Genomic DNA, 24,040 nt, shown 5'->3' with positions numbered 1-24,040 from the left:
GATATTCCAATCATCATCTCATCCAATCATCATCTATGAGTGACGGAGGCCCGTCCCTGCTTCGCCCCCAAGGAGCAGGACGGGCTTTTTCTGTTCAAAAAGAATAAAATCGGCCCACTGCTTCGATAAATCTTCCCTTTGTTGTATATTTGTTCCCCAGAAAAAATAGGGAAACAGATAAGCATAAAAGATAGATATGAAACAGATAAGCATCGCACTTCTCCTCTGCCTCTGTACGCTGGCAGGTTTCGCCCAAAGTGGCAAGGCACTCGATTTGAAAGAAATCGTATCGGGCAAGTTCACTCCGAAGAATATTTCCGGCGTTATCCCCATCCCGGGAGACGGGGAACATTATTCGCAGATGAATGCGGACAGGACACAAATCATCAAGTACTCCTTCAAAACGGGAAAACCCGTGGAAGTGCTGTTTGATGCCGCTACCGCACGCGAATGCACGTTCAAGACATTCGACAGCTACAGCTTTGCTCCGGACGGCAGTAAGCTGCTCATTGCCACCGAAACAACTCCCATCTACCGTCATTCCTATACGGCTGTGCATTACATCTACAGCCTAAAGCGCAATCTGGACGGTAAAATCAACAACATTGTGGAAAAGCTTTCGGACGGCGGCCCGCAACAGGTGCCCGTATTTTCACCGGACGGCAATCAGGTGGCTTTCGTACGCGACAACAACATCTTCCTTGTAAAACTGCTCTACGGCAACAGCGAAAGCCAGGTGACGGAAGACGGGAAACAGAACGAGGTGCTGAACGGCATCCCCGACTGGGTTTACGAAGAGGAGTTCTCCTTCAACCGTGCGCTGGAATTCAGTGCCGACAGCCAGATGCTGGCTTTCATCCGCTTCGACGAGAAAGATGTTCCCTCCTACTCTTTCCCTCTTTTTGCCGGACAAGCCCCCCACTTCACCCCTTTCGAGAAGTATCCGGGAGAGTATACTTACAAATATCCTAAAACGGGAGAAGTAAATTCCAAAGTGTCCGTACACACCTTCGATATCAAGTCGAAAGTGACCCGCAAGATAAACGTGCCGGTAGATGCAGACGGCTATATTCCCCGCATCCGCTTTACCCAAGACCCCAACAAGCTTGCCGTCATGACACTGAACCGCCATCAGAACCGGTTCGACCTATACTTTGCCGACCCTCGCAGCACGGTAGCCAAACTGGCTCTGCGTGATGAAAGCGATACCTATATCCGCGAGAATGTATTCGACAACATCGTCTTCTATCCGGAAAATTTCAGCTTTGTCAGCGAAAAGAGCGGATACAACCATCTGTACTGGTATAGCATAGGTGGCAATCTGCTGAAACAAGTGACAGCCGGACCATATGAAGTGCAGGAGTTCCTGGGTTATGACCCCGAAGAAGGAAGCTTCTACTTCAGCAGCAACGAGGAAAGCCCCATGCGCAGTGCCATCTACAAGATTGACCGGAAAGGTAAAAAGACCAGGCTATCGTCACAAGCCGGAACAAACAGTGCGCAGTTCAGTGCGAACATGAAGTACTATATGAACCGTTATTCCAATCTGGACACTCCGACCGTCATTACGCTGAACGACAATACGGGCAAGACTCTTGCCACCTTGATGGACAATGCGGCATTGAAGCAGGATATCAGCGGCTATGACATGCCACGGAAGGAATTCTTCACTTTCCAGACTTCCGACGGAACCACATTGAATGGCTGGATGATGAAACCTGCCGACTTCTCTGCCGGCAAGAAATACCCGGTACTGATGTACCAGTACAGCGGCCCCGGTTCACAGCAAGTGCTTGACAAGTTCAGTGTAAGCTGGGAAACCTACATGGCATCACAAGGCTATATCGTGGTTTGCGTAGACGGGCGTGGCACCGGAGGACGTGGTGCCGAATTCGCCAAATGCACCTATCTGAACCTGGGTATCAAGGAAGCCAAAGACCAGGTGGAAACCGCCCTCTACATGGGCAACCAGCCTTATGTGGACAAAAAACGCATCGGAATCTGGGGATGGAGTTACGGTGGATACATGACCATTATGAGTATGAGTGAAGGAACACCGGTATTCAAGGCCGGAGTAGCCGTAGCTGCCGTTACCGACTGGAACTACTACGACACCGTTTATGGCGAACGCTTTATGCGCACACCGAAAGAAAACGCCGAAGGCTATAAGGCCAGTTCCACCTTTACCCGTGCCGACAAGCTTCACGGCAACCTGCTGCTGGTACACGGCATGGCAGACGACAATGTACACTTCCAGAACTGTGCCGAATATGCCGAACAACTGGTACAACTCGGCAAACAGTTCGATATGCAGGTTTACACCAACCGCAACCACAGTATCTACGGAGGAAATACCCGGTTACACCTATACACGCGGTTGACCAACTTCTTCAACAAAGAATTGAAATAATGCCCGAAAGAGTACGTAAGCCTGAGTGGCTCAAAATAAGCATCGGTGCCAACGAGCGCTATACCGAGACCAAACGCATTGTCGAATCGCATTGCCTACATACCATCTGTAGCAGCGGCCGTTGCCCCAATATGGGGGAATGTTGGGGGAAAGGCACCGCAACCTTCATGATTGGGGGAAATATCTGCACCCGGTGCTGTAAGTTCTGCAACACGGCAAGCGGGAAGCCCTTGCCACTGGATGCCGATGAGCCTACACATGTGGCAGAGTCCATTGCCTTGATGAAACTCTCCCATGCAGTCGTCACCTCCGTAGACCGTGACGACCTGCCCGACTTAGGCGCGTCGCACTGGGTACGTACCATCCGGGAAATCAAGCGGCTCAACCCTGACACCACCGTCGAAGTGCTGATTCCCGACTTCCAGGGAAGAAAGGAACTCGTGGCACAAGTCATCGATGCACAACCGGAAATCATTTCGCACAACATGGAGACTGTCCGTCGTATCAGCCCCCTCGTACGCAGTGCCGCCAAGTATGAAACAAGCCTGGAAGTGTTGCGGCAAATTGCAGAAAGCAATACTACCACCAAGTCCGGCATTATGGTGGGATTGGGCGAGACTCCGGAAGAAGTGGAAGAACTGATGGACGACCTCCGCCGGGTGGACTGCCACATACTGACCATAGGCCAATACCTTCAACCCACACACAAGCATTATCCGGTAGCAGCATATATTACTCCCGAACAATTTGCACTCTACAGAGAGAAAGGATTGAAAAAAGGGTTTCAGCAAGTGGAAAGCGCTCCATTGGTACGCTCCTCTTATCATGCGGAAAAACAGATCCATTTTATACAAAAAAGAAGTAAAATAGGAAACATTTAAATTTCCCAGTTGTTATGATGTAAACGACAAAATCATAATACGGATAATGAGCCATCAAAGAATTTTATCATCAAGATTCAATATGTCGCTGGGATTCATCCCCGTTATAATATCCATCATATTATGCGAGTTTATAACGCAGGACATGTCCATCTACATCGGTGCAGGTGTAGGACTCTTGTTTAGCATCTATTCGGTGAGGCATAGAGGGACTCATGTTCCACAAATCATACTTTACTGCACTACCGGAATGTTACTGCTATTATCGGTAACAACCCTATTCCTCGTAAACTACTGTCCCCGTTTCATGCTTCCGTTCACGCTGGAAATCAGCGCCATCATCCCCCCGTTCATCATCTACCTCAATAGGAGAAGGTTTCTGGACTACCACATGTCTCAGACACAGAAATGCTGCAAGCAACTTTTTGCACAAGGGGCAGAAGCCGCCATCGTATCCGCACGCGTAATCCTTATCATAAGCCTGCTGCATTTTCTGATTATCTTCTTGGCGGTTCTGGTCAGTTACCCTTTGGGAGACACTACCCGCCACATTCTGTTTTATGTGGCGCCTCCCCTCGTCTTTATATCAGGCATTCTGTTCAATCAGTTCGGCATTTTCTATTTCAATATAGTGATGAACCACACGGTTTTCGTACCGATAGTCAACACCAAAGGAGATGTCATGGGGAAAGCCATCGCCTCAGAGGCCATCAACCGGAAAAACGACTATATCAATCCGGTCATCCGGATTGCCGTTGCCTCACACAGCATGCTGTTTCTCCTCCCCCGCCCCAAATGCAACGTTTTCGAGAAAGATAAAATCGACTTGCTGATGGAGGGTTACCTGATATATGGAGAAACATTGGAACAAGGCGCACACAGAATTTTACGACAAACGCTTCCCACCGCCCCATTAGACCATTTGCACTTCAACTTCATGTATCATTTTGAGAATGAAGCCACCGACCGCCTGGTCTATCTCTTCACGCTAGACCTGGACGATGACTCCATCTTATGCAATAAGAATTTCAAGGGTGGAAAGCTATGGACGTTCCAGCAAATGGAACACAACCTGGGACGGAACTTCTTCAGCAGTTGCCTGGAATATGAATTCGAGCACCTGGAAGCTATTATTTATACAAGAGAAAAATACAAGGAATCTTAGAAAGGTCGGGAGTCTTTCCCTGCCACTCCCTCACTGTCTTGGTTTTGATATACTCCCCTTCACAAGTAATGTTCGCCGCAATGCAGAGCTTGGTCTGCGGACGGCAGTTATGAAGAATATCCTCTATCATCTTATTATTGCGGTAAGGCGTTTCAATGAAAAGCTGGGTCTGATGTTCATTATAGACGCGTTGTTCCAGCATTTTCAGCTTTTTGGCACGCTCTGCCGGTTCAATGGGAAGATAACCGTGGAAGGCAAAGCTCTGACCGTTGAAACCGGAACCCATAACAGAGAGGATAATAGAAGAGGGTCCCACCAAGGGGACCACTCTCAAGTTTTTCCGTTGTGCAATAGCCACCACGTCCGCTCCCGGATCGGCCACAGCCGGACAACCGGCTTCGGAGATTACGCCCATCGGCTGCCCCTCCACCAGCGGCTTCAGATAGCCGGAGATGTCTTCGGGCGACGTATGCTTGTTCAACGTATAGAATGTCAGCGCATCAATATCTATTCCCTTGTCCACCTTCTTCAGAAACCGGCGTGCCGAACGCACATCCTCCACGATGAAATGGCGGATTCCCAGTATTATCTCCTCATTATAAGGAGGCAACACCGTTTCAATAGGCGTATCGCCCAAGGTGACAGGCAAAAGATAAAGTGCGATTTCCATTAGCCGTAGATGATATTTCCGTTTTCGTCCTTATACTCATCCAAACCCTTCTCATAGGTAGCCATGGCGCGAAGACTCATACCTACGCTAGAAAAACCTCCATCGTGGAACAAGTTCTGCATGGTAACCTTGCGGGTGAGGTCGGAAAACATGACGATACAGTAGTCGGCACATTCATCGGCAGAAGCATTACCAAGCGGAGACATGCGGTTGGCGAAGTCGAACAGCTTGTCCATACCTTTCACACCGGAACCGGCAGTGGTCATCGTAGGAGACTGGGAAATGGTGTTGACACGTACATGGTGTTCGCGTCCGTAGATGTAACCGAAACTGCGAGCGATAGATTCCAGCAGTGCCTTGGCATCTGCCATATCGTTGTAACCGTAAAACGTACGTTGCGCAGCCACATAACTCAGAGCCAGGATTGAACCGTAGTCGGCAATGGCGTTGAGCTTCTTGGCAGCTTGTATCATCTTGTGGAAAGAGACAGCGGAAATATCCAGCGTCTTTTCCAACATATCGTAATCCAAATCATCATATGTACGTTTCTTACGCACATTAGGAGACATACCAATGGAGTGCAGCACGAAGTCGACCGGGCCACCCAATACTTCCATAGAGCGTTTGAATACATTTTCCAAATCTTCTACACTTGTAGCATCTGCGGGAATCACCTCGCAGTTCAGTTTCTCCGAAAGAGCGGACACTTCGCCCATACGTACGGCAACCGGCGTATTCGACAAAGTGATGGTTGCACCTTCTTCTACTGCTTTTTCTGCTACTTTCCAGGCAATGGACTGCTCATTCAGAGCACCGAAAATAATGCCTCTTTTTCCTTTCAACAAATTGTAATTCATACCTATTTTTAGTAAAATTCGGCTGCAAAGATAGGAAGTTTTTGCATAAAAAGCCCGAAAGTGTGCAAAGAAAAGGGAAGAACGGCAAAAAATACACCAATCACCCACTGCAAAACTACTGCAACACTTGTGCAGTGCCACTGCAATACTGTTGCAGTCACGCTGCACCCCATCTGCAGTACTACTGCAAAGCGCATACAGCAGGAATGCAGTAATAATGCACTGATTATCAGCCCAGGGCTTGCTATTCTGCAAATACCTGATGAAACCCGAGGCAGCATTTGAACATGAGCGCAAAAAGCCCTATATTTGCAGCAAACTAAAAAATAGAGAAAGCAATGAAGAAGTTGATTATATTTGACCTGGACGGAACTTTACTGAATACAATAGCCGATTTGGCACAAAGTACAAACCATGCCCTGCAAGCGCTCGGCTATCCCACCCACCCGGAATCGGCCTATAACTTCATGGTTGGCAACGGAATCAACAAACTGTTCGAGCGCGCCCTCCCAGAAGGGGAAAAGAGCGAAGAAAACGTCCTGCGTGTCCGCAAGGAGTTTGTGCCTTATTATGACGTGCACAATGCAGATAAAAGCCGCCCTTACCCCGGCATCCCCGAACTGCTGGAACAGTTGCAGGAGAAAGAGATGATATTGGCAGTGGCTTCCAACAAATATCAATCGGCTACCGTGAAACTGATTTCACACTATTTCCCCAACATACGTTTTACCGCCGTCTTCGGACAGCGGGAAGGGGTCAACGTGAAGCCCGACCCAACAGTGGTGCATGACATTCTGGACATCACCCGGATATCCCGTGAAGACGTACTATATGTAGGAGACTCCGGAGTGGATATGCAGACAGCCGCCAATGCCGGAGTCACCGCCTGCGGAGTCACTTGGGGATTCCGTCCCCGTACAGAACTGGAAGAGTTTCATCCGGCACATATCGTAGACAATGCTACGGACATTGCCGTTATCTCCGCTCTTTGAGAGGGCACTCCCTCCCCGAGGTGATAAGGAACAGGAAGTGATGACAACAACTATCACCCAAGATATGTAGGGTCAGAACAATTCCCACATCACACCTTTATCTCCCCCCATCACAAGATAGGCATGCCCGTAAATTTTCAGAATATAACCAATATAACTATCAATCCTCCACATCTTTTCCCCATAAATCAATATCAGATGGAGCTTTCCATAAGCTCCATCCGACCAATAGTCCTATTGCCAATAAAAAAATCAAATATATCATTATAGTCCGGTTTGTTTCAATGTTTTATAATAACACTGCGAACGGTATGAAAGTTCACTCCACCCGAATTTGGAGAAAAAGGCACGTACACGAGGATTAGTTTCCTCCCCCGACTCTCTTAATCGAAATACATGCAGATACAATAAATTTACAAATCGAATCTTTCTTCATGCAATCATTCATTTTTTGTATTAGAACAGTTTTATTTCCCAAAACAAAAGTAATGCTTTCTTTCCAAACGGATATGTAGTTTTCAACGTAGAAGATGTGTTATTTGGTTTTCGTGTACGAAAACGAGCAATTTTGTGCACGATAACGACCAATTTCGTCCAAAATTGTTCCATTTACTAATAATTATGCTTTTCAAGTTTGATTAATTGAGAAAAGGTCTTATTTTTGACCCGGTTTTTAATTCATACTATTGCAAAAACAAGCTCAATTACCTAATTAAATCACAAGAGAATGGAACAAGTTTTCGGCTATATCATCGGCTTAGGAGCAGCAGTGATGATGCCTATAATCTTTACAATTTTGGGAGTATGCATCGGTATTAAATTCAGTAAGGCATTAAAGAGCGGTCTGCTGGTAGGTGTCGGGTTCGTAGGTCTGTCAGTTGTCACTGCATTGTTGACCAGCAGCCTCGGTCCTGCTCTGAGCCAAGTCGTTGAAATTTATGGTCTTCAGCTGAAAGTATTCGACATGGGATGGCCAGCAGCTGCTGCTGTAGCCTATAACACATCGGTAGGTGCATTCATCATTCCGGTATGTTTGGGAGTAAATCTTCTGATGTTATTAACGAAAACGACCCGTACGGTCAATATCGACCTTTGGAACTACTGGCATTTCGCATTTATCGGCGCAGTCGTTTATTTTGCCAGCGACAATATCTGGTGGGGCTTCTTCGCCGCTATCATCTGCTACATCATTACCCTGATTATGGCCGACTATACCGCCGACAAATTCCAGGGATTCTACGACAAAATGGAGGGTATCTCCATTCCCCAGCCTTTCTGCGCAGGTTTCGTACCATTTGCCGTAGTCATCAATAAAGCATTGGACAAAATCCCCGGTTTTGACAAATTGAACATCGATGCGGAAGGCATGAAAAAGAAATTCGGTTTGCTGGGTGAGCCTCTGTTCCTGGGTATTCTGGTCGGTTGCGGTATCGGTGCCTTGTCTTGCAAGAACGGTCAGGAACTGGTAGACAAGATACCTTATATATTAGGTTTGGGTATCAAGATGGGCGCCGTAATGGAGCTGATTCCGCGTATCACCGCTTTGTTCATCGAAGGCTTGAAACCTATTTCCGATGCTACCCGCGAGCTGATTGCCCAAAAATTCAAAGGTGCTGTCGGCTTAAACATCGGTATGAGCCCCGCATTGGTTATCGGCCATCCTGCAACGCTGGTGGTTTCCCTGCTGCTGATTCCCGTAACCATACTACTGGCTGTCATCCTGCCGGGTAACCAGTTCCTGCCTTTGGCGTCGCTGGCCGGAATGTTCTACCTCTTCCCGCTGGTACTGCCCATCACGAAAGGAAATGTAGTAAAGACATTCATCATCGGACTCGTTGTACTGACCATCGGTCTTTATTTCGTAACAGACCTTGCCCCCTATTTCACACAAGCAGCCCACGATGTATACGAGAAGACACAAGACGCTGCCGTGAATATCCCTGCCGGCTTTGAAGGCGGCGCACTGGACTTTGCATCCAGCCCCTTCGCTTGGGTCATTTTCCACCTGACCTACTCGTTGAAATGGATAGGCTCCGGTATCCTTGTATTATGCACATTGTTCCTGATGATTATGAACCGTCGTGCCATTATCAAATACCAGAAATCAATCAAAAATTAAAAGTTAAATAGTAACGGATTATGAAAAAGTTAGTACTTGCATTTATGATGGGAGCAGCTGCCATGGCAGCCAATGCCCAAGTGAATTACAAAGTGCAGACCGCCTGCCATCCGCAGGACGTGAAGCATTATGACACGGAACTTCTACGCAGCAGATTCATGATGGACAAAGTCATGGCTCCGGATGAAATCAACGTAACCTACACCCTCTACGACCGGTTGATTTACGGTGGCGCCATGCCGGTGAACAAGACATTGAAATTGGAAGTGTTCCGTGAACTGGGTCCGGAAATCACTTACTTCCTCGAACGCCGCGAACTGGGTGTCATCAATACCGGCGGTGACGGAGTGGTTACTGTAGACGGCAAGGAATACCCCATGAAGTATAAGGAAGCCCTTTACGTAGGCTGCGGAAATAAGGAAGTAACCTTCAAGAGCAACGACGCTACCAATCCCGCCAAGTTCTACATCAACTCGGCTCCGGCCTACAAGCCCTATATTACTCAGCTGATTACCACCGATGCCAAGCTTCAGAAAGCCAACCCCAAGAAATATGCACTGGGCATCTCCGACCATTATGGAAAAATGGAGGACAGTAACGACCGCATCGTAAACCAGCTGATTGTGAAAGATGTACTGGAAAGAGTGAAAGACGGTGGTACCAACCAGTTGCAGATGGGACTCACGGAACTGGCTCCCGGTTCTGTATGGAATACCATGCCTGCCCACACACACACTCGCCGCATGGAAGCTTACTACTACTTCAACCTGAAACCCGGCAACGCTATCTGTCACTTGATGGGCGAACCGCAGGAAGAACGTCTGATATGGCTGCACAACGAACAAGCCATCACTTCTCCCGAATGGTCTATCCACGCTGCTGCCGGAACCAGCAACTATACTTTCATTTGGGGTATGGGCGGTGAAAACCTGAAATACAGCGACAAAGACGAAATCAAATACATCGATATGAAATAAAGTTGCCCTGTAGCGCCCAATAGGCATGGACTTAAATAATCCATGCCTATTTTTGTCATTTTCAGCATCCTAATTTACCCAATATTACACCTCGAACAACACACAAACCTACATTTGTATCAAAATATAAATCTATTATCATGAGTACATTTCAAAACACCGCAGGGCGGATGACCAATTACCGTTGGATTATCTGCGCCATGCTATTCTTCGCGACAACCGTCAACTACCTCGACCGCCAGGTTCTTTCATTGACCTGGAAAGATTTTATCTCCCCCGAATTCCACTGGACCGATACACACTACGGCTACATCACGGCAATCTTTTCCATCGTCTATGCCTTAGGCAATCTGTTTGCCGGACGTTTCATCGACTGGATGGGAACGAAGAAAGGATATTTATGGGCCATCGCCGTATGGTCCACCGGCGCCTGTATACACGCCCTTTGCGGACTTGCCACAGAAGTGACCCTCGGCATTGAAGATGCCGCCAACATGATTAGCGCTACCGGTGCATTGGCCTCTACCATAGCCATCACCAGTGTTTACTACTTCATTGCCGCCCGTATCATACTGGGCATCGGTGAAGCAGGAAACTTTCCTGCCGCCATCAAGGTTACCGCCGAATATTTTCCCAAGAAAGACCGTGCCTTCTCCACTTCCATCTTCAATGCCGGCTCTACCATCGGAGCACTGATAGCCCCATTGTGTATCCCTACCCTGGCCCGCTACTTCCAACGCATGGGCGTGGGCAACGGCTGGGAAATGGCTTTTATCGTTATCGGCGGATTGGGTTTCATCTGGATGGGACTATGGATGTTCATGTACAAGAAACCTGATGAAAATCCACACGTAAACGCAGCTGAGCTGGCATATATAGAACAAGACAAAGAGGAGGATAAAAAGGCGACTACTCCGGCAGCCAAGGACGAAAAGAGCATTTCTTTCCTACAATGTTTCAAATATCCGCAGACTTGGGCTGTATTTTTCGGCAAATTCATGACTGACGGTGTATGGTGGTTCTTCCTCTTCTGGGCACCCGCATACATTTCAGACGTTTACGGATTCTCTTCAGATACTCCCACGGCACAGATGCTTATTTTTGTGCTCTATGCCATCACGATGTTGTCCGTCTATGGCGGAAAATTGCCCACCATCATTATCAACAAGACCGGCAAGAACCCCTACGCCGCACGCATGCAGGCCATGTTCATCTTCGCACTGTTCCCGCTATTGGCATTGTTTGCACAGCCATTGGGCAACAAGGAAGTATTTGGCGAACAAGCCTATTGGTTCCCGATTATCATCATAGGTATTGCAGGCGCTGCCCATCAGTCCTGGTCGGCCAACATCTATTCTGTGGTAGGTGATATGTTTCCCAAGAGCACCATTGCCACCATTGTGGGAATCGGAGGTATGGCGGGCGGTATCAGCTCATTCCTCATCAACATGAGTTCCGGTTTGCTGTTCGACTATGCCGACAAGACACAAATGGTATTTCTCGGATTTCAGGGCAAGCCTGCCGGATATTTCATCATCTTCTGTATATGTGCAGTGTCCTACCTGATAGGCTGGTGCATCATGAAGGCACTGGTTCCGAAGTACAAACCGATTATAGTGGACTAATCAGAAGTCTCTTTATAGATATTCAAAATCATGCGGAGTTTGCAAACTGCATTACATGCCTTGCAAACTCCGCACAAAAAAAGCCCTTTCTCACGAAATGGCTTTTCTTTGTTCAATTACAGTCAAAAACAAAAAACTGTAAATGGAACACAATTTAAGATGAAAAAAAGGGAAGTCTCACGACTTCCACAATTCTTCTAACCTTAAATCTAAATCTCTATGAAAAAAACGTAATGCAAAGATAATGGTTTATCCCACACAGCGTTATTAATAAACTCTATAAAGAAGCAGAGAATATTTAAGATTTACTAATAAGACGGTTACGAATGGCAAACTACAGACAAGAGCTCGGCATAAATAGGGTTAAGTTTCAATAGTTGCGGCACTCCTGTCATAAACATCTGCTTGCGGGCACGAGTAAGGGCAACATTCAATTTCCGGTCAATCCGAGTACCGTTTTCCTCCGTCATATTTGCCAGAAACTTCAACTGATAAGCCCGGTTCACACAGAAAGAGTAGATAATGACATCCCGTTCGCTACCTTGGAAGCGCTCCACGGTGTCTACCAATATATCCTCCAAAGGAGCAATACCCAAAGCGGCAATTTCTTTCTTAATCAAGGCTATCTGACTGCGATAAGGAGTGATGACACCTAAAGTGACAGCCGGGTTGAAACCGGAAACAGCTGCATACTGCCGATAGATAGCCGCGGCCAACCGTGCCACAATCCGCGCCTCCGAATGGTTCATCTTGGCCGACTGTGCCGACGGTTCGACTGCGGAAGGCAGAAAAGCGACACGACGAGTCAGCAAGCCGGCAAACTCACAATCACACAATTCAGGAGCAAGGGTCAGCTCACCCTGCTGGTGCGGCAAGCCAACCGGCTCCAGCAGACCACCGTAAAAAGCACGATTAGGAAACAAAGATACCTCGATATTCATGCGTCCCTGACGACAGAGCATGTCATAGGAGGGATGAGGGATAAGGAATGAAGGATGAGAGGTTGATGTCTGGCGATTGGCGCTCTCCCTGGAGAGGTTTCTATAAAGGCGTTCGAAAAGGGAATCTTTCAAATTATACAATCCGATGGCCTGCAAAGCTTCGTCACACACTTCCGACTGCTCGGACGATTGCAAGACCACTGCGGGCAGCTGCTTATGGTCACCTATCAAAATAAATTTGCCGATGGCATCCGCGCCTGCAGGATTACGGGTACAGAGTAATCCCAGCAGTTGTGGTTCCAAAATTTGAGTAGCCTCATCCACAATCGCTACATCAAAAGTCTTCAACCGGAAAAGCTCGGTCTTGGAAGAAAGCGTGGCAACCGTACCGACAAAAACACGGCAACGGGCAATGCGCTCTTGCACCTGCCGCCGAGTGGCACAAGGTTCCAGCACATTCTCAATCAGATACGGGCGGAATGACTCATCACAAGACAACTCACTGCCTAAACGGATAAAGTCTATTTCAGGCTCAATGGAGGTCAGCGCCTTACTGATTTCATCTACGGCACGATTGGTATACGAAAGCAGCAAAATCTGTTTCCCCTCCCGGTAAAAGGCTTCTACCATGCCCCGTAGCGCGCGGGAGGTCTTACCGGTACCCGGAGGACCGATTAAAAGGAAATAGTCGCGGGCAGCCTGCGCTTTCAGAGTAATCCGCGAAAAATCATCCGGAGCGGTCGCAATAGCGGCATCCAAAGAAGCATCGAATTCGGGAGGGCGCTGCCCCAACAACAAGTCACGTCGTCTTTGGGTGGCAGAAAGAAAAGCGGAAAGTCCCAGATACATGCTACGAAAGGAGGTGTCCATATAGTCGTGCTCTATGGCATAAAGGCTAGCAGCAGGCAATACACCCGCATTCTGCTGAGTGGCACGAAGACGGATGCAGACTTCGTCATCGGATATGCGCTCTATATTACCTTTGAATACCATCTTGTTGGTAACGTTGTCGGTATCCGTATTCCGTTCGTAAAGAACCACCGCATCACCCTGACGGAAATTGGGCAAACTCCCCCCTACTCCCGGCTCCGCGGAGTATTCCCTCCCCCTCCCTACCGGGGAGGGGGTACGGGGGGAGAGGCTTAAATACGGTTTATGCGCATCTGCCGCATGATTCTCGCAAATAGCCAAATCGTACAGAATTTCACCTGCCTCACATTTCTCAGCCAGTGTGGAAAGCCAGAGGGCGGCAGCGCCGGTACGTCCTTCATAATCCACATCTCCAGATTTGGAGGTATAGAGTTCCTTGGTTATAAAATTATAGAGCGTATAAAAATAGCTTTGTTCCAACGACGAAAGCGAACGGATGCGTTGCGCTACGGCATCGATGGAAGGGTAAAGGAAACGTTTCCACAAGGTATTGTCCAAACCGCGCTCGTTCAAGGTGTCCGGATGAATGTCTTTCAGGCGCTCTGCCGTATACTGAGGGCTGTTCCGTAACTGGATGCCATATTCATTGGCTACAATTCGGTTGCGCACATCCATCACACGGCGCACCATTGCCCACGAAGGACGCGCCGGATAAAGCAACGGATAACGGGTATAGAGCAGATAAGCCTTTACATGCCGATGGTCCATTCCCATAGAATACTCCAAGACAGCCTGATAGAGCAACATCTGTACCTTATTGTTTTCTTTAGGCTCCACCTTGCCGCGGATGGAATACTCGTCCGCCTTACCGGACTTCATTTCAATGAACGAGGTCATATCCCGCTGCATGTAGTCCAGACGCCCTTGCAAACCCAATGCTTCACAGATGTAAGAGGGTTCCAGCACGGCATCAGTCCTATCGAGTTCATAGCCGGATGCACGGAATGTTTCTGTCACCGTCCGGCGGATATTGTCGAAATGGCACTTGCAATCGGAAAAGAATTCGGCTTCCTTCTCCCGGTCGCGCAGGTCGGCACATGCTGCCAGCTCAATGGGATAAGAACGGAAGGCCTTCTTCATGCATGCCAAATAATCGGGTGCCTCCTTAGCATGAATCCACTCGTCCAGAAAGAGGTTGGCAATATTACCCAGCAGTAACGGACGGGTATTGTCCGGCGACTGGAGCCGTGCCAGGATATAGTTGGCAGGATGATGTCCGTAATCCTTAAAGCATTCGGCAAGCGAACTGATGTCTATCAAGTAATCGGGCTCAAGTATAATAAAGGAGGGAGTAAGTATGCCGGCTTCGTCCACCGTAACATCCAGCAGATTGACCTGGGCATGCCGCCACAGAATCCGGCAGGTTTCTGCAAACTCTTCATTAATCTGAGGTACATTGTAACGGACACGCAATGGTTCATCGGCCACAGTGTCTACGGGCAGTACATATAAGTAAGTATCATCGGCATACTGAAAACAGACGCGCATGCGCTTTATCCGCTCTTTGGCGGGCGGTGCCACTATATAGGTGGCATCCGCACGGGGCAGCAGGCGATAAAGCCCGGCAGGTATCTCCTTCCCCGTCAAGCGCTTGACAAAGAATGCCAGTGTCTTGGCATCACGCAACAACTGTTCACGTTGCGGTTCCGTCTGGCGGTTCAGAATAGCATTGGAGGTCAGCCGGAAGGTATGCAGACGGTTCTGTTCCACGGTGGAAAGTCCGGCCTTCGAAGCCACGAAACTGATACGTGCAGAAAGATCCGTCATCTGCAAGCTTCCGTCGGGCATCTGTGTACGGCACAAACGCTCCAGCAATTCGCGCAATTGCCGATAGGCCACATCCAGGGAGCTTTCCTCAACGTGGCAGGCTTCCTGCAATATACTAAAATATTCTTTTACTTCACAATCCGTCATTCCTCTGTCTCCACTTCTTCCGCTTCATCATCAGTTTTTTTATCCTTTATCATCAGGATACTCAACTCATAGAGCAGATAAAGCGGCACCGCCACTACTGTCAAGGTAAACGGGTCACCGGTCGGAGTAATGATGGCCGAGGCAATAACAATGATGACAACAGCATGACGGCGGTATTTCCGCAAAAAGGTCTTGTGCACCAGTCCCAGCAGGGAAAGCAACCATGTCACCAGCGGCAGTTCGAATGCCAGCCCCATGCAAAGCACCAGCATCATGAAATTGTCAATGTACGAGTTCAGGGAAATTTGATTCTCGATGGCTGCACTCAGTTGATAAGTAGAAAGGAAACGCAAAGTCAGTGGATAGACCATAAAATACCCCAGCGACACACCGATGAAAAACATCACCGTACCTATACCCAGCGCTTTCCTCACCCCTTTACGCTCGTTTGGATAAAGGGCAGGGCTTACAAAGCGCCAGATTTCATAGAATATATAAGGAGCAGCCGTAACCACCGACATCCAGAAAGCGGTAGACATGTGGACAAAGAACGGTGCGGCAAGATTGATATTGATGAGTTTCACATGAAACTCCTGAGTAAAGAATTCATCCTTCAAATCCAATTCCTGCCCTATCCAACGGAGCAGGTCATAGAAAACAAAGTCGTTATGGCAAGGAGCCAGTATCACGTTGTCAAACAGATAAGGCATGGCAATAAAATAACCGATAGCCAATACAAACCACACACCAAGCACACGAAACAGTACCCGGCGCAACTCGTCCAAGTGATCCCAAAAGGTTAGCTCTTTTTCTGCCATAAACACCAATGCATTTACTATTTTACGATTTACTATTTGGGCTACGCAGTGGAATGAAAGATAACAAGTCTACCCATACTTCTGCAATTTGCAGAGTATCAAATAGTAAATCGTAAATAGTCAAATAGTAAATCCTTTTATTTCTTTTCAGCCGGTTTATCCAAATCTTCCTGAGCCTTGTTTATCTCTTCTTTGGCTTCATTCACACCATCCTTGAAGCTCTTCACTCCTTTGCCCAAACCACGCATCAATTCGGGAATTTTCTTACCGCCAAACAATAGTAAGATGACCAATGCAATAATTATCCATTCGGAGCCGCTGGGCAGAAAGCCTAATAAAAGTAAGTTTGTCATAGTTATATCTGATTAATTATAATGCAAAGATAGAAAAATTAAGGATTAGGGATTAAGGATTAAGGATTAATTTTATTGTAATCTCCATCCCCTAATCCCTGCCCCCTATCTTCAGTCTTGATAATAAACACGTTTTACCCGCGTAGAAACGCTTGTCAACACCTCATAAGGAATAGTTGCAAGCGCATCGGAAAGAACGGTTATAGGCAGATGATTACCAAAAATTTCCACACTGTCACCCTCCTTGCAATCGATGTCCGTTACATCAATCATACAGACATCCATGCAGATATTCCCTACATAGGCAGCCCGTTGGCCGTTTACAAGACAATAGGCATGTCCGTTTCCAAGATGGCGATTCAGACCGTCGGCATAACCAATGGGAAGAGCCGCTATACGTGACGGACGGGTGAGATGCCCTTTCCGGCTATACCCAACCGTATCCTCTTCAGGAACATCACGTATTTGGAGGATGGTAGTCTTTAACGTGCTCACATTATTCATAATGGAATTGTCTATGGGATTGACACCATAAAGACCGATACCCAGACGCACCATATCGAATTGCGCCCCCGGGAAACGCTCGATACCTGCAGAATTGCAGATATGGCGAAGTATCTTATGCGGAAAAGCTCCCTGCAATTCCATGGACGCTTTTTCGAACATTTCTATCTGCCGGCGTGTAAAACTGTCGAATTGCTGCGAATCGCTCCCTACCAAATGTGAGAAGACGGAACGGGCAATCACGGCATTCTGTCCCTTCAGCCGTTCTATCAGCCGGGGCATATCCTCCGGAGCAAACCCCAGGCGGTGCATACCGGTATCCAGCTTTATGTGGATGGGGAAGTTTGTGATACCTTCCTTTTCCGCTTCTTTAATCAAAGCGTCCAGCAGATGGAAGCTATATACTTCGGGCTCCAGCTTGTAATCGAACATGGTCTTGAAAGCAGTCATCTCAGGATTCATGATAATGATGTTCGCAGTGATGCCCGCTTTGCGGAGTTCGGAGCCTTCGTCGGCAACTGCCACAGCAAGATAATCGACATGATGTTCCTGCAAAGTCTTGGCTATCTCATAAGAACCTGCACCGTAAGCGGAGGCTTTCACCATGCAGACCATCTTTGTTTCCGGCTTCAACTTGCCACGATAATAGTTCAGATTGGCAATCATCGCTCCAAGATTAACCTCCAGGATAGTTTCGTGCACCTTCTTCTCCAATACTTCCGTCAAGGAGTCAAAACCGAACTTACGTGCACCCTTAATCAGAATAATTTCGTTTTCAAGGCGCAGTTCCCCACGCTGGATAGTGCGTATCAAAGCTGCCGTATCCGGATAAAAGGTCTTCTCTATATTAAAGCGTGCAGCGCAGGAAGAGATTTCATTTCCTACACCTATGATGCGTTCAATGCCGCGGCTGTTTACCAGCTGTGCCACTTGTCGGTAAAGTGTCGGCGTATTCTGACCGGTCTCCAATATATCCGAAAGAATCAAGGTCCGCCTCAATCCCTTACTTTGCGAACGGCGGTAAAGAAAATCGAGTGCAATATCCAATGAGCCAAGGTCAGAATTATAACTGTCGTTAATCAACAGACAGTTGTTTTTTCCCTCCTTGACTTCCAAACGCATGGCGATGGGTTCCAGCTTTGCCATACGTTCCGTAATCCGTTCGGCAGGAAGCATCAGATAGAGGCATGCGGCCAGACAGTTCAGCGAGTTCTCGATGGAAGCATCATCTATGAACGGCAAGGTAAACGTATTGTCCATATCCAGATAACGATAGGAAATGACAGTACAGTCATCCTGTTTCTCCACTTTACTTATATATAAAGGACGTTCCATATCCTTCCGGCTCCACGCAATCTCACGTGCAGAAAGCATGGACTTCGCCACACAGTTGCTGACGAACTCATCGTCACCATTATAAATCACTACATCACAATTCTTGAAAAGCATCAACTTCTCCATACACTTCTCCTGTAACGAGAAGAAATTTTCCTGGTGAGCCCCTCCTATATTGGTCAGGATGCCTATGGTAGGCTTAATGATGTTCTGCAAAGCGCGCATTTCCCCCGGTTCGGAAATACCGGCTTCAAAAATAGCAAGTTCAGACTGTTCGTTCATCTGCCACACAGACAAAGGTACTCCAATCTGGGAGTTATAACTACGGGGAGAACGGATAATGGCACGTTCCGGACTGAGCAACTGGTGCAGCCATTCCTTCACAACTGTCTTTCCGTTGCTTCCCGTAATACCGATGACTGGTATCTGGAACCGGTTCCTATGCTGTTCTGCCAGTTTTTGCAGGGCTTTCAGCGGATTGGAAACAATAAGGTAGTTGACAGTGAAAGATTGAAAATGGATAGCGGGTTGCTGCGCATCATTATCAATTTTCAATTCTCCATGCTCAATTAATCTAAAGCTTTCTTCGCTAAGCACAAAATTACGTACTCCACGGGCATATAAATCTGCGATATAGCGCGCACCGTCATTTCTCTTGGTGGTCAAGGCAAAGAATAATGTTTCCTCAGGAAAATTCAGGGAACGGCTGTCTGTGAGCAGCCAGTCTATGGTAGCCGGCACGTTTCCCACACGCCGTGCGCCAATACTTTCGGTTATGCTTTCAATCGAATACGACATATTTCTCTCTCTTTTTGGAAATCTAAGTACGGGTATTTTCCGTTAAGTTGGTCTATTTTTAACACAATTTGTCCTAAAAAACGCTTATACTCTTCTGAAGCAGGATAAAATGGCTTATGCGACAACATCTTACGGATATTTTCACTTTCTTCCATAATCCGTAACGCATCGGCAGAGATGCACGACCGAATAAACCTTTCCCAGATATAGCGAATGGCTATTTCAGAAGGATGCACCATGTCTTCTGCATAGAAGCGATAGTCACGAAGCTCGTCGAGCAACAGCTCGTATGCCGGAAAATAGAAAACATGTTTTGGGAAAGTGGCTTGCAACTGATTCACGGCAAGCAGCAAGGTAGCTTTACTGAGCTGGTTGGCATGCATTCCGTCACGCACGTGGCGGATGGGGCTGACGGTAAACAATATTTTCAGCCGGGGAATCCGCGCCAGCAAACCGGAAAGCAAAGAGGTGTAGTCAGACACTATTTCACTGACGGAAAGCATGCGACGAGTAAAGCAGGACTCAGATTGCTTATGGCAGTTGGCAACTATAGTTCCCGTCTTTTTATTTTCATATACCCAAGCAGAGCCGAAAGTCAGTAGCAGACAATCCAACCGATCCAATCTTTCATGGGCGCTTTTCAAACGTCCGTTAATACCTGCCAATGTTTCCTCTGCAGAGACTGAGGAGAAGCTACCATGATGCATGGCACTGTGCCAAAGTCCATGAAAGAGGAAAATGTCGTTTTCATTGTAGCATTTGCCCGCAATGATTTCACGCAATGCCACAGAAATGGAAAAAGGATTATAAAGCACACCATAAGGATTGACGTCACAACAGAACTTGGCATCCGCCAGCCTTTGTCCCATCTCGGATGCAAAACAAGAACCCATCAGCAACAGATTATTCTCTTGCGAAAGAAGGGGCATACCGGAAACTACTTCTACAGGCGTATAAAGATTCATAAGCTCGGAATAAAAAACATTCACATTCGGGAAAAAGGATGTACCAACCTACTTGCTACGCCACAAAGATAGTAAATTTCAATATATAACGGTCGAAACATAAAAAAGGCAGGTAATATAACCTTCCATTATATCACCTACCTTAAATACTATATATTCCATTAATACCAATTAACCGTAGGATCAGCCACCCAATTTGCAAAATCTGGATATTTATCATTAATAGCCTGACGCTCAGAAGTCCAGTCATATCTTGTCTCTACACGTATCTTCTGCGGAGCTTTGCCTACCTCCGCTTTCAGTGTATATACTTCAGCATTTTGACCTTCCACTTTGATATTTACGGCACCAGTACCGTTAACTCTATACATCACCGGAGCCTTAGTTGCTCCAGCACCCGTATTTATCATTGTAGTACTAGAAACACTAAAGATCTCATGAACTTCACGACTATCACCGCCTACCTCAATATACAAAGGCAAAGTACCACCCGCAGCCTGCAGGGTAATGATAGTTGTTCCTCCATTGGTCGCTACATCAAACACGACATCGTTGAAATCAAAATCGTCACTGTCTCCAAGGTCTTCCGCTATGATTCTGTACGCATTTGTATATACGGCCGGAGAGATCTTTACAATCCAATCACTATAATACCCATCTGCAGCTACTTGTTGATTTGGGTTCTGGTCGGTAGCTTCAAAGTCAAATCCCACATAATAAGCACCCTCAATATATTGTATAGTATAATTATAGTGCATTTTACTATCCAGAGAAGCCCTATAGCCAAAAGAAGACGTCCCACTATTCTGCATTAGCATTATAGCTCCCTCAGCAGCATTAAAATTATTGATATGATCATCTGATGCCGCAACCAAAAAATCCATATCAGAGCGTGAGCCACTTACATGTTGAACAAAAAAGTCGGTCCAATCCACACCAATGGATTGTGGATTCTGATGTGTTTCAAACCATTTCGTAACCACTTCTTTTTCTATAGCCGTAACACTCCCCGGTACTTCCGCAAAATCTCTCCATTGATTGCTATTAGTGTTAGCAACACGCGTTGTCGGTGTTACCCCAAATCCCCAATCCTGATTAACTGCAATTTTTCCATACTTCCGCACGAAAGCCGATGCATACTGTGCCTCTTTCTTAGCCACCGCCTTTTCCGGGTCGAACAGATCGCTATCAGAACCGCAAGCGGAAAAAAACACTACGCTCACAATAGCCAAAATTCCAAAGTTAAACTTTTTCTTCATATCATTCATTGTTTATTCATTTAGCAATTCGTGGTTACGCCCCATTCCGGCACATATTACAACTAAGAATGCCATCATGTACAATTCATAATCGTATAACATATTGATAAATAGGACATATTCTACTTTGCAAATATAGATAATATTATATTAACAACAGTCCAAGCCCCTAAAAAAGTTGCAATAAATAGTTTGCAAAGTTATATTTTTTAACAAGCGTTAAGTTTAAAGCATCTCTTATCATAGATGCACACATACGAGAGTACAAGTCAATCTTTGAAAGGATTAATATCTTTGCTTGCCAAAACTAAATCATTCCTATATGGAGAAAAAATCGTTCCACCATGGTGGAACGATTTTTCTACCAGGATGGAACAATATTTTCTCCATGGAGGAACGATTTACCATCAGGCATCTTTTTCCTTAATTATAGGCAGAACAAGAAATGCAATTTATACAGAGAAAGTAAAAACAGAAGTGAACAAAAGAGGCTTTTTTTCCTTCTAAAACTTCCCGTCATCCGTTTTCTTTTGCTATTTTTGCATTTTGTAATCTTCAGATTAGAAATGAGAACAGAACCAACAACATATAACTTGCTTAGCACCATTACATTTCCCGAGGATTTACGCCAACTCAGCGTAGAAGAGCTTCCTGAAGTCTGTAAAGAATTGAGGCAAGACATTATAAAGGAGGTTTCGTGTAACCCCGGACATTTCGCAGCCAGTCTGGGCACGGTAGAGCTGACCGTTGCCTTGCACTACGTATTCAATACTCCGTACGACCGCATAGTCTGGGATGTAGGCCATCAGGCATACGGGCACAAGATACTGACCGGACGCCGTGAAGCATTCTCCACCAACCGTAAATTCAAGGGAGTTCGTCCTTTTCCCTCACCAGAGGAAAGCGATTATGACACATTCACCTGCGGACATGCGTCAAATTCAATCTCCGCCGCCCTTGGCATGGCTGTTGCCGCTGCCGAAAAAGGCGAGAAGGACCGCCATGTAGTGGCCATCATCGGCGACGGAAGCATGAGCGGCGGCTTAGCTTTTGAAGGACTGAACAACGCTTCGTCCACCCCAAACAACCTTCTTATCATTCTCAACGACAATGATATGTCGATAGACAGAAGTGTAGGTGGCATGAAGCAGTATCTTTTCAACCTAACTACCAGCAACCGCTATAACCAGCTGCGCTTCAAAACTTCCAGACTGCTATTCAAAATGGGACTTTTGAACGAGGACCGCCGCAAAGCGCTGATTCGCTTTGCCAACAGTCTGAAATCAATGGCCGCCCAGCAGCAGAATATCTTTGAAGGGATGAACATCCGCTACTTCGGTCCTATCAATGGACACGATGTGAAAAACATAGCCCGTGTCCTGCGGGACATCAAAGATATGCAGGGACCGAAAATACTGCATCTGCACACTGTAAAAGGAAAAGGATTCGAACCTGCCGAGAAGAATCCCGATATCTGGCATGCACCGGGCAAGTTCGATCCGAAAACCGGAAAACGCCTCAAGGCAGATACCAGCAACCTGCCTCCGCTTTACCAGGACGTGTTTGGGGAAACACTGGTAGAACTGGCAAAGGAAAATCCGAGAATCGTCGGAGTAACCCCCGCCATGCCCACTGGCTGCTCTATGAACAAGCTGATGGACACCATGCCCGACCGTGCCTTCGATGTGGGTATTGCCGAAGGACATGCAGCCACTTTCTCGGGCGGTATGGCAAAAGAAGGAATGCAACCTTTCTGCAACATCTACTCCTCCTTCATGCAGCGGGCATACGATAATGTCATCCATGACATCGCCCTGCTCCGCCTCCCCGTCGTACTTTGTCTGGACCGCGCCGGACTGGTGGGAGAAGACGGACCGACCCACCACGGAGTTTTCGACCTGGCCTATTTCCGTCCGATTCCCAACCTGACCATATCTTCACCGATGGACGAACATGAATTGCGCCGCCTGATGTACACGGCACAATTGTCAGACAAAGGTCCGTTCGTCATCCGCTATCCCCGCGGACGCGGCGTATTACTGGACTGGAAATGTCCGCTGGAAGAAATCCCCGTAGGTAAAGGGCGTAAACTGAAGGAAGGTAAAGACCTGGCAGTCATCACCCTCGGTCCCATAGGCAACGTAGCCGCACGTGCCATAGAGCGCGCAGAGAAAGACAAAGGGATCTCCATAGCCCATTACGACCTGCGTTTTCTCAAACCGCTCGACGAAGCCTTGCTGCACGAGGTAGGACTCAACTTCCAGCATGTCGTCACCATAGAAGACGGTGTCAAAAAAGGAGGAATGGGCAGTGCCATACTGGAGTTCATGGCAGACAATGACTATATCCCCCATATCAGACGTATCGGTGTACCCGATGCCTTCATAGAGCACGGCACCATACAAGAGTTGCATCATCTTTGCGGAATGGACGAAGAAGGAATCTATAATCAATTGATAATTGATAGTTGAAAATTGACCGTTTAAGTATCTACCCCATATGTCAACTATTAATTATCAACTATCAA

The 24,040-nt window shown here is 47.1% G+C and carries 16 protein-coding genes; 8 read left to right on the top strand and 8 right to left on the bottom strand.

The window, feature by feature from the left end; all coding sequences use genetic code 11:
- Positions 1-196 precede the first annotated feature (196 nt).
- From ITJ87_RS07025 to ITJ87_RS07015, 3 genes are read left to right on the top strand one after another with little or no spacing between them, the layout of a single operon-like run.
- Positions 197-2,410, top strand: coding sequence for a S9 family peptidase (locus ITJ87_RS07025; protein ID WP_117703470.1), 2,214 nt, complete (start codon positions 197-199; stop codon positions 2,408-2,410).
- Positions 2,410-3,291: a lipoyl synthase gene (lipA, locus tag ITJ87_RS07020; RefSeq protein WP_005823900.1), complete on the top strand. Its 882-nt coding sequence runs from the start codon at positions 2,410-2,412 to the stop codon at positions 3,289-3,291. The genes ITJ87_RS07025 and lipA overlap by 1 nt, the downstream gene beginning before the upstream one ends.
- Before the next feature lie 46 nt (positions 3,292-3,337).
- A complete protein-coding gene (locus ITJ87_RS07015) occupies positions 3,338-4,456 on the top strand; it encodes a hypothetical protein (RefSeq protein ID WP_117964835.1) in 1,119 nt (372 codons plus the stop codon).
- Here ITJ87_RS07015 and ITJ87_RS07010 read toward each other — a convergent pair.
- Both ITJ87_RS07010 and ITJ87_RS07005 read right to left on the bottom strand, forming a co-directional pair.
- The gene (locus tag ITJ87_RS07010) at positions 4,422-5,126 is read right to left on the bottom strand and encodes an SAM-dependent methyltransferase (RefSeq protein ID WP_117964837.1); all 705 of its coding nucleotides are present in this window, start codon (positions 5,124-5,126) and stop codon (positions 4,422-4,424) included. The genes ITJ87_RS07015 and ITJ87_RS07010 overlap by 35 nt on opposite strands.
- Positions 5,126-5,983, bottom strand: coding sequence for an enoyl-ACP reductase (locus ITJ87_RS07005; protein ID WP_117964839.1), 858 nt, complete (start codon positions 5,981-5,983; stop codon positions 5,126-5,128). The genes ITJ87_RS07010 and ITJ87_RS07005 overlap by 1 nt, the downstream gene beginning before the upstream one ends.
- 338 nt (positions 5,984-6,321) lie before the next feature.
- Here ITJ87_RS07005 and ITJ87_RS07000 point away from each other — a divergent pair, with 338 nt between their 5' ends.
- The 4 genes from ITJ87_RS07000 to ITJ87_RS06985 all read left to right on the top strand — a co-directional run bounded on the left by ITJ87_RS07000 (position 6,322) and on the right by ITJ87_RS06985 (position 11,696).
- Positions 6,322-6,975 (top strand): HAD family hydrolase, encoded by a 654-nt coding sequence (locus ITJ87_RS07000; protein WP_117964841.1) that lies wholly within the window; start codon positions 6,322-6,324, stop codon positions 6,973-6,975.
- Between the two features lie 727 nt (positions 6,976-7,702).
- Positions 7,703-9,094, top strand: coding sequence for a PTS galactitol transporter subunit IIC (locus ITJ87_RS06995; protein WP_117964843.1), 1,392 nt, complete (start codon positions 7,703-7,705; stop codon positions 9,092-9,094).
- A 20-nt stretch (positions 9,095-9,114) separates the two neighbouring features.
- Positions 9,115-10,071 (top strand): 5-dehydro-4-deoxy-D-glucuronate isomerase, encoded by a 957-nt coding sequence (gene kduI / locus ITJ87_RS06990; RefSeq protein ID WP_117964845.1) that lies wholly within the window; start codon positions 9,115-9,117, stop codon positions 10,069-10,071.
- 140 nt (positions 10,072-10,211) lie between these two features.
- Positions 10,212-11,696 (top strand): MFS transporter, encoded by a 1,485-nt coding sequence (locus ITJ87_RS06985; protein ID WP_117964847.1) that lies wholly within the window; start codon positions 10,212-10,214, stop codon positions 11,694-11,696.
- A 320-nt stretch (positions 11,697-12,016) separates the two neighbouring features.
- Here ITJ87_RS06985 and ITJ87_RS06980 read toward each other — a convergent pair whose 3' ends face one another.
- From ITJ87_RS06980 to ITJ87_RS06955, 6 genes are all read right to left on the bottom strand, one after another.
- Positions 12,017-15,481 carry a DEAD/DEAH box helicase gene (locus ITJ87_RS06980; protein ID WP_117974692.1) on the bottom strand — a complete coding sequence of 1,155 codons (3,465 nt, stop codon included), beginning with the start codon at positions 15,479-15,481 and terminating at the stop codon, positions 12,017-12,019.
- Positions 15,478-16,299, bottom strand: coding sequence for a twin-arginine translocase subunit TatC (gene tatC, locus ITJ87_RS06975; RefSeq protein ID WP_117964849.1), 822 nt, complete (start codon positions 16,297-16,299; stop codon positions 15,478-15,480). The genes ITJ87_RS06980 and tatC overlap by 4 nt, the downstream gene beginning before the upstream one ends.
- A 137-nt stretch (positions 16,300-16,436) precedes the next feature.
- The gene (locus ITJ87_RS06970) at positions 16,437-16,652 is read right to left on the bottom strand and encodes a twin-arginine translocase TatA/TatE family subunit (protein WP_005823939.1); all 216 of its coding nucleotides are present in this window, start codon (positions 16,650-16,652) and stop codon (positions 16,437-16,439) included.
- A gap of 111 nt (positions 16,653-16,763) precedes the next feature.
- Positions 16,764-19,289 carry a bifunctional UDP-N-acetylmuramoyl-tripeptide:D-alanyl-D-alanine ligase/alanine racemase gene (locus ITJ87_RS06965; RefSeq protein WP_117964851.1) on the bottom strand — a complete coding sequence of 842 codons (2,526 nt, stop codon included), beginning with the start codon at positions 19,287-19,289 and terminating at the stop codon, positions 16,764-16,766.
- Positions 19,265-20,254 carry a GSCFA domain-containing protein gene (locus ITJ87_RS06960; RefSeq protein WP_117964941.1) on the bottom strand — a complete coding sequence of 330 codons (990 nt, stop codon included), beginning with the start codon at positions 20,252-20,254 and terminating at the stop codon, positions 19,265-19,267. The genes ITJ87_RS06965 and ITJ87_RS06960 overlap by 25 nt, the downstream gene beginning before the upstream one ends.
- 161 nt (positions 20,255-20,415) lie before the next feature.
- Complete coding sequence (locus ITJ87_RS06955) at positions 20,416-21,513, bottom strand: hypothetical protein (protein WP_181980945.1); 1,098 nt, start codon at positions 21,511-21,513, stop codon at positions 20,416-20,418.
- A 566-nt stretch (positions 21,514-22,079) separates the two neighbouring features.
- On the opposite strand from ITJ87_RS06955, the gene dxs reads away from it, so the two are divergent.
- Positions 22,080-23,984 (top strand): 1-deoxy-D-xylulose-5-phosphate synthase, encoded by a 1,905-nt coding sequence (gene dxs / locus ITJ87_RS06950; RefSeq protein ID WP_034525360.1) that lies wholly within the window; start codon positions 22,080-22,082, stop codon positions 23,982-23,984.
- Positions 23,985-24,040: the final 56 nt, after the last annotated feature.

Source organism: Bacteroides sp. HF-162 (genome assembly GCF_015679285.1).
Taxonomy (GTDB): Bacteria; Bacteroidota; Bacteroidia; order Bacteroidales; family Bacteroidaceae; genus Bacteroides; species Bacteroides uniformis.
Note: the sequence above shows the minus strand (reverse complement) of the source record. Positions and strands in the feature narration are given on the sequence as shown.

What these genes read in the sequence shown, in the direction of transcription:
- ITJ87_RS07025 (WP_117703470.1), top strand. Translation starts at nt 197, where the DNA reads ATGAAACAGATAAGCATCGCACTTCTCCTCTGCCTCTGTACGCTGGCA.
- lipA (WP_005823900.1), top strand. Translation starts at nt 2,410, where the DNA reads ATGCCCGAAAGAGTACGTAAGCCTGAGTGGCTCAAAATAAGCATCGGT.
- ITJ87_RS07015 (WP_117964835.1), top strand. Translation starts at nt 3,338, where the DNA reads ATGAGCCATCAAAGAATTTTATCATCAAGATTCAATATGTCGCTGGGA.
- ITJ87_RS07010 (WP_117964837.1), bottom strand. Translation starts at nt 5,126, where the DNA reads ATGGAAATCGCACTTTATCTTTTGCCTGTCACCTTGGGCGATACGCCT.
- ITJ87_RS07005 (WP_117964839.1), bottom strand. Translation starts at nt 5,983, where the DNA reads ATGAATTACAATTTGTTGAAAGGAAAAAGAGGCATTATTTTCGGTGCT.
- ITJ87_RS07000 (WP_117964841.1), top strand. Translation starts at nt 6,322, where the DNA reads ATGAAGAAGTTGATTATATTTGACCTGGACGGAACTTTACTGAATACA.
- ITJ87_RS06995 (WP_117964843.1), top strand. Translation starts at nt 7,703, where the DNA reads ATGGAACAAGTTTTCGGCTATATCATCGGCTTAGGAGCAGCAGTGATG.
- kduI (WP_117964845.1), top strand. Translation starts at nt 9,115, where the DNA reads ATGAAAAAGTTAGTACTTGCATTTATGATGGGAGCAGCTGCCATGGCA.
- ITJ87_RS06985 (WP_117964847.1), top strand. Translation starts at nt 10,212, where the DNA reads ATGAGTACATTTCAAAACACCGCAGGGCGGATGACCAATTACCGTTGG.
- ITJ87_RS06980 (WP_117974692.1), bottom strand. Translation starts at nt 15,481, where the DNA reads ATGACGGATTGTGAAGTAAAAGAATATTTTAGTATATTGCAGGAAGCC.
- tatC (WP_117964849.1), bottom strand. Translation starts at nt 16,299, where the DNA reads ATGGCAGAAAAAGAGCTAACCTTTTGGGATCACTTGGACGAGTTGCGC.
- ITJ87_RS06970 (WP_005823939.1), bottom strand. Translation starts at nt 16,652, where the DNA reads ATGACAAACTTACTTTTATTAGGCTTTCTGCCCAGCGGCTCCGAATGG.
- ITJ87_RS06965 (WP_117964851.1), bottom strand. Translation starts at nt 19,289, where the DNA reads ATGTCGTATTCGATTGAAAGCATAACCGAAAGTATTGGCGCACGGCGT.
- ITJ87_RS06960 (WP_117964941.1), bottom strand. Translation starts at nt 20,254, where the DNA reads ATGAATCTTTATACGCCTGTAGAAGTAGTTTCCGGTATGCCCCTTCTT.
- ITJ87_RS06955 (WP_181980945.1), bottom strand. Translation starts at nt 21,513, where the DNA reads ATGAAGAAAAAGTTTAACTTTGGAATTTTGGCTATTGTGAGCGTAGTG.
- dxs (WP_034525360.1), top strand. Translation starts at nt 22,080, where the DNA reads ATGAGAACAGAACCAACAACATATAACTTGCTTAGCACCATTACATTT.